This is a genomic window from Jiella flava, from assembly GCF_017349315.1.
GTDB lineage: Bacteria > Pseudomonadota > Alphaproteobacteria > Rhizobiales > Rhizobiaceae > Jiella > Jiella flava.
The window spans coordinates 103,670-116,172 of record NZ_JAFMPP010000011.1 but is presented as its reverse complement, the minus strand read 5'-3'; the positions used below and the strand labels follow the sequence as shown (position 1 = coordinate 116,172).

The window sequence follows — 12,503 nt, the reverse complement described above, 5'->3', positions numbered from 1 at the left end:
ATGGACCTTGTTGAAGTCGAGCAACTGATTTCCGGGCGAGCCTATCGCGGCCCCTTTCCACCGGAAATCGAAGCCGCTTATGACGCCTACCGGTTGCGTTATCGAAGGCGCTTGATTCAGGCGCTGATCGTCCCCTCTCTTGTCTGCTATAATGTCTTCCTCGTCGTCGACTATGTGCTACTGCCGGCAACATTCTGGCTCAGCGTGGCGATTCATCTGCTTTTCGTCTCGCCGATCATCGTCGTGTCGTCGCTCGGCCTGCGCGATCGCTGGTCGCTACGCAAGCGCGACCTGTGCGTCGCGCTCGGCCCACTCGCGATCTGCGCCCAGATCATGGTGATCTACACTCTCAATACCGGCAGCGCCGCCCAGCATTATCAGTACCTGGCGATCCTCGTGCTGATGTATATGAACCTGTTGTTCCGGATCGAATACGACCAGGCCATCATCGCCAGCGCCGTCGCACTGCTGATCTATGTCAGCGCGCTGCTGATCGCTCGGGCGCCGGTGCCGGTCCTTGTCGTCGGCATCATGGCAGTCGCGGCGACGGCCTATCTATCCCTGTCTTGTAATCTGCAGATGCAACGCGATGCGCGCCATGGATTTCTGCGGCGACTGCAGGAGCAACTGCGCTTCGAGAGCGCGCAGACGGCCGCCGAGCGCGACGCGCTGACCGGGCTGTACAACCGGCGCCGGCTCGACACCGCCTTTGCCAGGATCTGCAACGCTGAGACCGACGAGTTCGCGGCCATCCTGATGATCGACGTCGATCATTTCAAACGCTTCAACGACGAGAACGGCCATCTGACCGGCGACCAATGCCTGCGGCGGGTCGCCCGGGTGCTGCTCGACGCGGTCCGCAGCAAGGACGATCTGGTGATCCGCTTTGGCGGCGAGGAATTCCTTATCCTCCTCCCGGCGACCTCGCTGGCTGAGGCGCTGATGATCGCCGAGCGGATCCGCTGCGAGGTGGAACAGCTGACGATCCTCCACGCCGACGGCGCGACACGGGTGACGGTGAGCATCGGGGCGATGGCCAGCCGCCTGCGTCCCGGCATGCAGGACAGCCTGATTGCCGACGCTGACCGGGCGCTCTACGAGGCCAAACAAGCCGGTCGCAACCGTGTCTGGCCCAGTCTCAGCTGACGGAGCTGACAACCCCTCCCGGCGATGATTCTCAGGTGAAGGCTTTGAAGGCGACGAGAGTGAAGGTGTCGGCCACGCCTTCCAGCACCTGCAGACGTTCGGTGACGAAGCGCCCGATATCCTGATCGTCCGCCAGATAGAATTTAGCGATGAGATCGTAGTGGCCGGAGGTCGAGAAGACTTCTGAAATTTCCTGAACTTCGAGCACCAGCTCGTCGGCCACCTGATAGGCCATGCCCGGCCGGCACTTGAACTGAACGAAGATCGTCTTCATGGGGCACTCCTGCCGCGTCACAAAAACTGACGCGATGATTGTCTTGCAAAGCGCCGGAGGCGCCGATTGGACGCCCCGAAACCCTCTGTCTGCTTGCTCCAAAAGCATCCTCAGCAGCGGCAAATCGAACCGTCTTTGCGCGGCCAATGCCCTGGCAAATTTCGTGAGCGATGTTTCCGCTTCCGACTCGACCGCGTCAAGGGCGTGAGCGCCGGCGTGCGCAGCGTCACTCGCACCAAGGCCTTTGATAACGCCCGGTGGTGCGAACGAGGCTTGCGCCGCACGCCGGGCGAGGAAAGGATCAGCCAACGATCACCCAATCGCGTTTAAGAAGACGCTTTCACTGGGGCAATGCTTCAGGCTAAAGAGACGTTATGCATCTCATCACGACCACCGCGGATCTCGCAGAGACCTGCCAGACATTCGCGACGTCCGATTTCGTTACGGTCGATACCGAGTTCATTCGCGAGACGACCTTCTGGCCAGAGCTGTGCCTGATCCAGATGGCCTCGCCGGACGAAGGCGTGATCATCGACCCACTCGCCCCAGGCATCGACATGTCGCCCCTGTTCGTGCTGATGGCCAACACCTCCGTGGTGAAGGTCTTTCACGCCGCACGCCAGGACATCGAGATCCTCTACAAGCTCGCCGGCCAGGTGCCGGAGCCGCTGTTCGATACCCAGATCGCCGCGATGGTCTGCGGCTTTGGGGAATCGATCGCCTATGATCAGCTGGTCGCCCGGTTGACCAATGCGCGGATCGACAAGACGTCGCGTTTTACCGACTGGCGTCGTCGTCCGCTGACGGACAAGCAGCTGACCTACGCGCTCGCTGACGTCACCCATCTGCGCGACGTCTATCTCGCCTTGCGCAACCGGCTCGATACGACCGGGCGCTACGACTTCCTCGCCGAGGAGATGGCGCTTTTGGCGAACCCCGAGACCTACGACCTTGCGCCGGACGACGCCTGGACGAGGCTGAAGCTCAGGGTTCGAAAGCCGATCGAATTGCAGATCATGAAAGAAGTGGCGGCCTGGCGGGAGCGCGAGGCGCGCGACAGCAACAAGCCCCGCGGCCGGATCTTGAAGGACGAAGCGATCTACGAGATCGCCCAGCAGCAGCCTCGCGACGAGCAGACACTCGGCCGCCTGCGCACGCTCTCCAAGGGCTTCGAGCGCAGCTCCGCCGGCAAAGAGATCCTCGCAGCCGTCCAGCGGGCGCATGCCATGCCACAGTCCAATCTGCCGCCCGTTCCCCGGCCACAGGCTCTGCCTGAAGGCACCGCCGCCGCCGTCGAGTTCCTCAAGGTGCTGCTGAAGATCGTCGTCGAGGAAGAGGGCGTCGCCGGCAAGCTGATCGCGTCGGCCTCCGACCTCGAGCAACTTGCCTCCAAAGGCGAAGCGGCCGAAGTGGCCGCGCTGGTCGGTTGGCGTCGACAGATCTTCGGCGAGCGCGCGCTCGAGCTTTTGTCCGGCAAGGCCGGTCTCGTCTATCGCAACCGGCGGGTCGAACTGCTCACGATCGACTGAACTCGCAAGACAATCGGTCGCACAGAGCGTCGTCGGGCCGATGCGAAGCGGTCCGAGGGCGCGGCAAGCACGGCGCCGTCGTGCAATGCAGCGATGGTCTCTGGCAAGCCCACAAACCGTGTCCAATGGCCAAGGCCGTCCTTGCCAAATCCCACGGCTGTTTCGCTCACCCTCACGCCGTTTACAGGAGACGGATTCGGCGGGTAATGACCGCCCCCGCCGGAACAGGCGCGCATTCACGGATTGCATTGCTGCATCGCGAAAAGTGAGTCTCGTCGCTGCGGATCTTTCGGATATCATATCCCTTGAATTTATTCTCTCAGCCAGCATCTATCAGCCTTAATGACAAACTGTGGCTCTGACACAACTGCTTGAATCCGGCCCTTCAAACAATTGCCGCAAACATCGGCTTTTTCGGCGGCAGAGGGGTCGTATTCTACGTCATGTCGGCAAGCAATTGTATGCCACACTGCGACAATGTGGCTGCCATGCATCAATAGGGTTGAAACTGACGGATTCTAAAACACTCGACTCATTTCGGCGCGACTCCGAGTCGATGATCGAGTAATCGCGAATGAAGCTCTTCCACCGGCGCGCAACGCCTGACGGTGGCAAGGATAGAGGGGAGCGTTGCAAACCATGCCGACGAAGCGAATCTTGTTCGTCGGCGCTCCGTTCGGACAGTTCTTCCGTGAATTGGCGGAACGATTGGAAGATGAGGGTGCCGAGGTCTACCGTATTGTGCTGGAAGGCGGCGACTGGGCGGAAACGCCGGCCCGCAACCGCATCATGCTGGACCGTTCCATGAGCTGGGCACGCTTTCTGCGCTCCGTCATCCGCTCGCGTGGCATCCAGACCATCGTCACATATAACGATACCCTTCCCCGAAACCGGATTGCGCTCAGCATCGCCAAGCGGCTCAATCTCACCCGGCTGGTTCTCGAAAACGGCTATCTGCGCCCCCATCATGTGACGCTCGCTCAGAACGGCGTCAACGGCAACAGCGAGCTAAGCTGCGATCCCGCGGTGATCAGTCAGGCGCTGCCGCCGGCACAGGCGTGCAAGACCTTCCCAGTGCACATGCGCCCGCATGTGATGAATACCATCCGGCACTTCCTCTGGAGCACCCTGCTCAAGCCGATTTTACCTTATAATTCAAGCTACTATGGCGACTCCGTTGCTCGTCAAGGGCGGGGATATATCGGCGAATATTGCTGGCGCGCCTTACACAACGAGGACGCCGCTCTCGCGCGGGTCGACGCCCATAAAGCAAAGCCGGGATCGCGCCTCTATCTCGTGCTGATGCAAAAGCCCGGCGACGGTCAGATCCGCTATCACTCGCCCTTCGGCACCAATTCGCGCTTCCTTGAAGAGGTGCTGACATCCTTCGCCGAGAGCGCCCCCGACGAGGCTTTTCTGGTCGTCAAGCAGCACCCGCTTGACTATGGCATCGAACGGCTGCCCCAGATGTTCGCGTCCCTCACTGAAAAGCTCGGTATCCAGGATCGCGCCGTTTACATGCGCAAAGCTGGAATCGCCGGTCTGATGGAGCGAACCAACTGCATGATCACCATCAATTCCACCGGTGGCCTGCAGGGGGTAATGAGCGGCATCCCGGTGAAATGCCTCGGCAAGGCCGTCTACGACGTCGAGGGGCTGACCTTCCAGGGCCCGCTTGCCGACTTCTGGTCGAGCACCCAGAAGCCGGATCCGGAGATGATTCGCGCTTATCGCAACTTCCTGCTGATGACTTGTCAGTTGAATGGCGGGTTCCACACGCAGGAGGCCCGCGCTATTTTGCTGCCGGCGATGGCCGAGCGCATGCTCTCACTCACCGCGCCGAGTGCCGATGCCGCTTTGACGAGCATTGCCGAGAGGAGGTGGTCCGACCAGCCAAGCGGCATGTTCGGGCACGAAGGCCTGGTGCCCGCCGAATAACGCGCGGCTCGGCTGGCTTGCCGACCAGCGTCAGAGGCATTCACGACATCTCGGTCACGCACAGCCGCCGATGAGGTGGCTTATGAATGTGGTCTCCATCTCAAGACTGCGTGCCGCGCCGGCACCGGACAGAGCCGAAAGGCGGGTGGCAGCCCACCACGCCCACCCGTGGCAAGCCGTCTCAAGCAGCGCCGAGAATGGCTTTCACCGCCGGAAGATCGCTGAGCGGGGTTTGCGGCCGGGGACCGATCTGCTGGATGATGTGGCTTGCGGCAGCCACACCGAGGCGCGCCGAGGCTTCGTGATCAAGGCCGAGCGTATAGCCGCGCAAAAATCCCGCCGCAAACAGGTCGCCCGCCCCGGTTGTGTCGATGAGTCTGTCGATCGATTGCCCCGAAACCGCGATTTGCTCGTCGCCCTCGAGCACCACGCAGCCCTTCTCAGAGCGCGTGACGACGGCAAATTGCGGCGCGTCCTTGGCCAGTTGGGCGCAGGCCGCGTCGAAATCCTCGGTTTCGTAGAGCGCCAAGACCTCCGCCTCATTGGCGAAGACGATACCGACCGTGCCGGAGCGCAGAAGATCGAGAAATTCGGCCCGATAGCGATGCACGCAGAAGGCGTCCGACAACGTCATCGCCATCGATCGGCCGTGGGCCTTGGCGATTCTCGCGGCCTTGACGATCGCTTCTTTAGCGCGCGGCGGATCCCAGAGATAGCCCTCGAAATAGGTGACCTTCGACGCTGCGACGACGGCTTCGTCGATGTCCTCGGGGCCGAGCTCGACGCAGGCACCGAGATAGGTGTTCATCGAGCGTTCGCCGTCCGGCGTCACCACCACCATGCAGCGGGCCGTCGGCGGCTCCTTAGCGAGCGGCTTGGTATCGTAGGCAACGCCCAGCGAGCGAATGTCATGGGTGAAGATCGCGCCGAGCTGGTCGTCGGCGACCTTGCCGAAATAGGCGCCTTTGCCGCCAAGGCTCGCGAGGCCGGCGATGGTGTTGCCGGCGCTGCCGCCTGAGGTTTCGACGCCCGGTCCCATCGCCGCGTAAAGATGCTCGGCCCGCTCGGCATCGACCAGCGTCATGCCGCCTTTCTGGATCCCTTCTTTTGCAAGAAAAGCGTCGTCGCCGCGCGCGATCACGTCGACGATGGCGTTGCCGATGGTGAGAAGGTCGTATTCCGCCATGGTGCTGTCCGTCTGATTGCCAGTGGCGCACCGGTATCGTTTCTCAGGCGCGCTGGCTACCGCAGACGAACGAAAAGCCGGTCCCTTGCGGATCGGCTGCCCATGCCGCCATCGCCGAGCGTGTCGTGCGTGCGACGGGACGCACCTTACTGAGCCCGCCGAGCGATCGTGAAATCAGTCGATCTTCTCGTCGGGATAGACGCCCCAGATATCGTCCTGGCGCACATAGCCATCTCGCTCGGAAACCGTGATCTCGCACCATCCCGAGCTGCATTCGTCGACCTTGGAGACGACGCCGGGCTCGAGCCGAGCGACCAGGGGCGCATCGAGCGCCGGGCTGGAGTGAACGTCGATCATCGTCGCCTTGCCCTTCAGCCAGGGCGCCGCGATGGCGGTGCGATCGCCGGACAGCAAGGAATGATAGACCCAGCCCTCAGAGCCCTCGGAGTCGCGAATTCGCCGCCACAGCTCATATTCCTGGATCACCTCGACCGGCAGACCGGGCTTCAGATAGAGCCAGGTAACGGGATAGTCGCGGCCAGGTCCGATGCGGGCATTCACCCGCGCCGCCTTGAGACTGACATAACGCGGCAGCGGCAGCTTGGAGACTGGGCCGAGTTCGACCGACCACGCCACCGGCGGGATCGCCGGAGCGGCGATCGCCAGCGCGGCGAGCCCGAGCAGCGAGCGGCGGATGACGGAACGAAGGACAGTGGACGACATGACGGCTTCTCCTTAGAGCGCCCTGCGTCCGATCGGACGCAGGGCGCTCTCACCCTTTGAATCGACGCATCGTGCTTTGCCGAAAATCGATTCCGATTTTCGGGCCGATGCTGTAGCGGCCGAGACGACACATCCACCACGGCCAGACGCTTGATGAACCGACGGACGATCACGGCGCGGAGCGGAACTTTTTTTCCCGCCGCTCGACTGCTAGGAAGGACCATCGGCATAGCCCGGAATAATCGACTGGTTCGGTTAACAACCCCTTGCGAACGCCCTGCACGCCCATGAGCGCGCAGCAAATGTTCGAAGGCATTGACTGTGAACATCACGGCTTGTTTGAAGATCGATCCAGATTTTCGAGCCGATGGCCTGGAATAAGCCGGAAAGGCGAGCGATGGACGAGCGCAGCAAGCCAATCGTGGTCCTGACGCGCAAGCTGCCCGACACGGTCGAGAACCGCATGCGCGAGCTGTTCGACACCCGCGTCAACATGACCGACCGGCCGATGTCGCAGCCCGAGCTTGTCGCCGCGGTGCGCGAGGCCGATGTCCTGGTGCCGACCGTCACCGATCGCATCGATCGGTCTGTGATCGAGCAGGCCGGGGAGCGGCTGAAACTGATCGCCAATTATGGCAACGGCATCGACAACATCGACGTCGAGGCCGCCCTGGCGCGCAATCTCTATGTGACCAACACGCCGAATGTCCTCAACGAGGACACCGCCGACATGACCATGGCGCTGATTCTCGCCGTGCCGCGCCGGCTGGTCGAGGGTGGAACACGGCTGGTGGCGGGCGGGCGCTGGCCTGGCTGGTCGCCGACCTGGATGCTCGGCCGGCGGATCTGGGGCAAGAAACTCGGCATCGTCGGCATGGGGCGGATCGGCACCGCCGTCGCCCGGCGCGCCAAGGCATTCGGCCTCGAAATCCATTACCACAATCGCCAACGCGTGAGCCCCAGAACCGAGGCCGAGCTCGGCGCCATCTATTGGGAAAGTCTCGACCAGATGCTCGCTCGCATGGACATCATCTCGGTCAATTGTCCCTATACGCCTGCCACCTATCACCTGTTGTCGGCGCGCCGTCTGGCGCTGATCCAGCCACACGCCTTCGTGGTCAACACCGCCCGCGGCGAGGTGATCGACGAGGCGGCTCTCGTCGCGGCGATCGAAAATGACGCGATCGCCGGCGCCGGGCTCGACGTCTTCGAGCAGGAACCGACGGTTTCGAAGAAGCTGCTGCGGCTCGCCGAGGAAAACCGCGTCGTGCTGTTGCCGCACATGGGATCGGCAACGCTCGAAGGCCGCATCGAGATGGGCGAGAAGGTGATCATCAACATCCGCACGCTGATGGACGGCCATCGCCCGCCGGATCGGATCCTACCGGGACGGCACTGATTCACTGACGTGGCGACAGAATCGGCCCGAGAATCGAAATCGACTTTCGGGCCGATGCTGAGACTCAAGCAGAATGCGCGTCCTTTGTGCGTCCTATCGGACACGCGGCGCGCCGAGGCATGGCGCCGACGCGCAGCCCGCAGCCACGCGCGACCCTCAACGCCGTCTCAGTTCGGATCGATCTCGATCTGCGTCGCCGCCAGGATCGGACCGGGACTTCCATCGGACTTCACGGCCTGCAAAAGCACCGCGCAGCCATAGGTCTTGGCGCCATCGTGGATGATCGAGGAGAGCGGCATGTCGACCTCCATGCCTTCGGCACCGACCATGCCCATCAGTTGCCAGCTTCGGACGGGATGGACAGAAACCAGCGTCTTACCCTGGTTCTCACCGCGATCGACCGCCACCGTCGCCACATCACCGAAATTCACGAGCACAAGCATGGGCTTGCGGGCGCCCGGCGGCGTTGCCACGTCGTGGGCGCTGATGTGAATGCTGTCGCCGATCCGCCGAACGCTGAGGCTGGCTGCGCCGGGCCCGGTGGCGAGCCCGCCTTCGGCCATCGTCCTTTCGATCTTGGCGATGTGCGAGCCGACCAAGTCGACATGGCCGTTGATGATCAGCTGCGGCGTATAGACCATCTTGTTGGCGAAAGCCTTGGCGTAGGCGGCTTGGCGATCATCGTTGTGCTCCGAGCCGAAGGTATCGCGCCAGCCGATATAGTCCCAATAGTCGACATGATAGGAAAGAGCGAGAACGTGTGGCTTGTCGACCTGCTCGGCGAGAAACGCGTCCGCCGGCGGGCAGGAGGAGCACCCCTGGCTGGTGAAGAGCTCCAGGACATGGGTGATTTGCTGTTTCGTCCGCTCGCCGCCAAAGGCCAAAGCGGTGGGCAAAAGAACGGCGATCGCCGCGGCCATGACCGGGCGCATCCGTCGGACGTGGGGTCGCTGTCCCAAATCCCGCATCAGGCAAAAACCCTTTCACGACGCGGCCAGCCACCGGCCATCCGTCGTTCGGAATCGGCTTGGGCCCGCGAAGGTGGTGAGGTGACGCCGCTGGGAATGGTTGGATCGACGGCAGACGTGGAATGCATGTGAACAGAAACCCTTTCCGCGTCGGACCCTAAGGGATCAAGCCAGACACGGGCTAGTCAATTGCGGGTGAAAAATGCGTTTGCTCCCGCAAAGCATCCGATAAGTTCGACCCGCGGGATCACGATGAGAAAGGGCCGAGCGACATCGCCGCCCGGCCCCATGATCATGATTTTCAACGCGCCGATTTATCGATCGCGGCACCTGTGACGGGTCGCGGAACGAGCCGTCACAGCATCGCTCAGGCAGCGAGACGGCGCAGAACGTAGTGCAGAATGCCGCCGTTCTTGTAGTATTCGAGCTCGTCCTCGGTATCGATGCGGGCCTTGAGCTTGACCATCTCGCTCGAGCCATCGGCCCGTTCGATCTTGGCTTCCATCTCCTGACGCGGCTTCAAGCTGGTGAGGCCGTCGATGGTCACCGTCTCGTCGCCTTTCAGACCGAGCGAGGCCCAAGACGTGCCCTCTTCGGCAAAGACGAAGGGCACGACGCCCATGCCGACGAGATTGGAGCGATGGATGCGCTCGAAGCTCTCGGCGATCACCGCCTTGACGCCGAGAAGCACGGTCCCCTTCGCCGCCCAGTCACGCGACGAACCGGTGCCGTATTCCTTGCCGGCGAAGATGACGAGCGGCACGCCCTCGTCCTTATAGGTCATCGCCGCGTCGTAGATCGACATCTCGTTTCCGGAGGGATGGTGAATGGTCACACCGCCCTCGGTGCCGGGCACCATCTGGTTCTTGATGCGGATATTGGCGAAGGTGCCGCGCATCATCACCTGATGGTTGCCGCGCCTTGCGCCATAGGAGTTGAAGTCGACCGGCCGGACCTGATGGGAGACCAGATAGTCGCCGGCCGGACCGTCCTTCTTGATCGAGCCCGCCGGCGAGATGTGGTCGGTGGTGATCGAATCACCGAACAGGCCGAGAATGCGCGCCCCCTCGATATTGGTGACGGGCTTCGGCTCAGCGTCCATGCCCTCGAAATAGGGCGGGTTCTGAACGTAGGTCGAGCGATCGTCCCAGTCATAAGTGAGGCCGCCCGACACGGCGATCTTCTGCCAGTGCTCGTCGCCCTTGAAGACGTCGGCATAGCGGGTCTCGAACATCTCGCGGGTGACGGTCTTGCGAACGATCTCGGCGACCTCCTGGGTCGAGGGCCAGATGTCCTTCAGATAGACGTCATTGCCGTCCTTGTCCTGGCCGAGCGGCTCCTTGGTGATGTCCTTGAACATCGACCCGGCGATCGCATAGGCGACGACCAGCGGCGGCGAGGCGAGATAGTTCGCCCTGACGTCGGGATTGACCCGGCCCTCGAAGTTGCGGTTGCCCGACAGCACCGAGCAGGCAACGAGGTCGTTATCGTTGATCGCGTCGGAGATCGGCTCCGGCAGCGGGCCGGAATTGCCGATACAGGTGGTGCAGCCATAGCCGACGAGATTGAAGCCCATCGCGTCCAGATCCTTCTGGAGGTCGGCCTTGGCGAGATACTCCGTCACCACTTGGGAGCCCGGGGCCAGCGAGGTCTTCACCCACGGCTTGACCTTCAGGCCCTTTGCGAAGGCTTTGCGGGCGACCAGGCCGGCCGCCACCAGCACATTGGGGTTCGAGGTGTTGGTGCAGGAGGTGATCGCGGCAATGACGACGTCGCCATCGGCAAGGCCGTGATCGGCGCCTTCCACCGGGAAGCGGGCCGCTTCCACGGCGCCGGTGGCCGCACCCTCGTCCATGAAGCGGGAATCGCCATCCGACTGCGGCGTCTCGCTCTTCTTGCGGCCGCCCTTGATCTCGCTGAGAGCCTTGTCGAAGGCGCCGGCAGCGTCGGTCAGCGCGACGCGGTCCTGCGGACGCTTCGGGCCGGCCAGCGAGGGAACGACCGTTGCAAGGTCGAGCGACAGCGTATCGGTGAACACCGGATCGGGCGTGCCATCCTCGCGGAACATGCCTTGCGCCTTGGCATAGGCCCCGACGAGGGCGATCCGGTCTTTGTCGCGGCCGGTCGCCTCGAGATAGGCGAGCGTGTCCTTGTCAATCGGGAAGAAGCCGCAGGTCGCGCCATATTCCGGCGCCATGTTGGCAATCGTCGCCTGATCCTCGAGGGAGAGGTTCGACAGGCCCGGGCCGAAGAACTCGACGAACTTGCCGACGACCTTCTTCTTGCGCAGCATCTCGGTGACCATGAGGACGAGATCGGTCGCGGTCGTTCCTTCGGGCAGTTTGCCCTCGAGCCGGAAACCAATGACCTCGGGAATCAACATCGAGATCGGCTGACCGAGCATCGCCGCTTCCGCCTCGATGCCGCCAACGCCCCAGCCGAGAACCGACAGGCCGTTGACCATGGTCGTATGGGAATCGGTGCCGACCAGCGTGTCAGGATAGGCGACGGTCTCGCCGTCGACATCACGGGTCCAGACGGTCTGGGCGAGATATTCCAAATTCACCTGATGGCAGATGCCGGTGCCGGGAGGCACGACGCGGAAGTTCTGGAAGGCTTCCTGGCCCCAGCGCAGGAAGGTGTAGCGCTCGCCATTGCGGCCATATTCGGCATTGACGTTCTTTTCGAACGAATCGCTCTGGCCGAAGAAATCGACCATCACCGAGTGGTCGATCACAAGATCGACCGGCACCAGCGGATTGACCTTCTTTGGGTCGGCGCCGAGATTTTCGGTCGCATCACGCATCGCCGCCAGGTCGACCACGGCCGGAACACCGGTAAAGTCCTGCATCAGCACGCGGGCCGGGCGATAGGCGATCTCGTAGCCGGCCTTGCCCTTGTCATTCAGCCACTGGGCGACGGCTTTGACGTCGTTGGCCGTGACGGTGCGCCCGTCCTCGTTGCGCAGCAGATTTTCCAGCAGCACCTTCATCGAGAAGGGCAGGCGCGAGGCGCCCTCAAGGCCGTTCTTCTCCGCTTCCTTCAGGTCGAAATAGATATAGGTCTTGCCGTTGACGTCGAGCGTTTTCTTGGCTTTGAAACTATCTGGGTGGTTAGTCACGAGGCTCACATTCCTTCTCGAACCGATAAAATAGTCCGAAGGGCGAACGGCCTTCATGCGCCGCGGATCAGCGCGCTCGAAGATGCGGGTACGACCATTTCCGCTGTCCGCCCTGACGCCCGTCGGTGCCGATGCGGGCGCCATGAGATCGGCGCTTGAATTGTCCACGCCGGTCGCTGGAGTGGCTGAGCGGGTTATAGGGAAGTTTGTAATGGCTAT

At 62.5% G+C, this 12,503-nt stretch carries 9 protein-coding genes; 4 read left to right on the top strand and 5 right to left on the bottom strand.

Translation table 11 applies throughout. The features are described 5' to 3' along the window. On the top strand, nucleotides 1-1,146 hold the full coding sequence (locus J1C48_RS13360) for a GGDEF domain-containing protein (protein WP_207258388.1): 1,146 nt from the start codon (nucleotides 1-3) through the stop codon (nucleotides 1,144-1,146). Between the two features lie 31 nt (nucleotides 1,147-1,177). Here J1C48_RS13360 and J1C48_RS13355 read toward each other — a convergent pair whose 3' ends face one another. Next, nucleotides 1,178-1,420: an Lrp/AsnC family transcriptional regulator gene (locus J1C48_RS13355; RefSeq protein WP_207258387.1), complete on the bottom strand. Its 243-nt coding sequence runs from the start codon at nucleotides 1,418-1,420 to the stop codon at nucleotides 1,178-1,180. Between the two features lie 374 nt (nucleotides 1,421-1,794). Between J1C48_RS13355 and rnd the strand changes: the two genes are divergently transcribed. Together rnd and J1C48_RS13345 are read left to right on the top strand one after the other, a co-directional pair. Beyond that, nucleotides 1,795-2,949: a ribonuclease D gene (gene rnd / locus J1C48_RS13350; RefSeq protein WP_207258386.1), complete on the top strand. Its 1,155-nt coding sequence runs from the start codon at nucleotides 1,795-1,797 to the stop codon at nucleotides 2,947-2,949. 639 nt (nucleotides 2,950-3,588) lie between these two features. Beyond that, nucleotides 3,589-4,887: a capsular biosynthesis protein gene (locus tag J1C48_RS13345; protein ID WP_207258385.1), complete on the top strand. Its 1,299-nt coding sequence runs from the start codon at nucleotides 3,589-3,591 to the stop codon at nucleotides 4,885-4,887. Between the two features lie 181 nt (nucleotides 4,888-5,068). On the opposite strand, the gene J1C48_RS13340 is transcribed toward J1C48_RS13345, so the two are convergent. Both J1C48_RS13340 and J1C48_RS13335 read right to left on the bottom strand, forming a co-directional pair. After that, nucleotides 5,069-6,073 carry an adenosine kinase gene (locus tag J1C48_RS13340; protein WP_207258384.1) on the bottom strand — a complete coding sequence of 335 codons (1,005 nt, stop codon included), beginning with the start codon at nucleotides 6,071-6,073 and terminating at the stop codon, nucleotides 5,069-5,071. Between the two features lie 174 nt (nucleotides 6,074-6,247). Further along, on the bottom strand, nucleotides 6,248-6,796 hold the full coding sequence (locus J1C48_RS13335) for an SH3 domain-containing protein (protein ID WP_207258382.1): 549 nt from the start codon (nucleotides 6,794-6,796) through the stop codon (nucleotides 6,248-6,250). 397 nt (nucleotides 6,797-7,193) lie between these two features. On the opposite strand from J1C48_RS13335, the gene J1C48_RS13330 reads away from it, so the two are divergent. After that, complete coding sequence (locus J1C48_RS13330) at nucleotides 7,194-8,195, top strand: 2-hydroxyacid dehydrogenase (protein ID WP_207258381.1); 1,002 nt, start codon at nucleotides 7,194-7,196, stop codon at nucleotides 8,193-8,195. A 167-nt stretch (nucleotides 8,196-8,362) separates the two neighbouring features. On the opposite strand, the gene J1C48_RS13325 is transcribed toward J1C48_RS13330, so the two are convergent. Both J1C48_RS13325 and acnA read right to left on the bottom strand, forming a co-directional pair. After that, entirely contained in the window at nucleotides 8,363-9,115 is a 753-nt protein-coding gene (locus J1C48_RS13325; RefSeq protein ID WP_207258380.1) for a DUF1223 domain-containing protein, read from the bottom strand. Between the two features lie 415 nt (nucleotides 9,116-9,530). After that, nucleotides 9,531-12,284 (bottom strand): aconitate hydratase AcnA, encoded by a 2,754-nt coding sequence (acnA, locus tag J1C48_RS13320; RefSeq protein ID WP_231081783.1) that lies wholly within the window; start codon nucleotides 12,282-12,284, stop codon nucleotides 9,531-9,533. Between the last annotated feature and the right edge of the window lie 219 nt (nucleotides 12,285-12,503).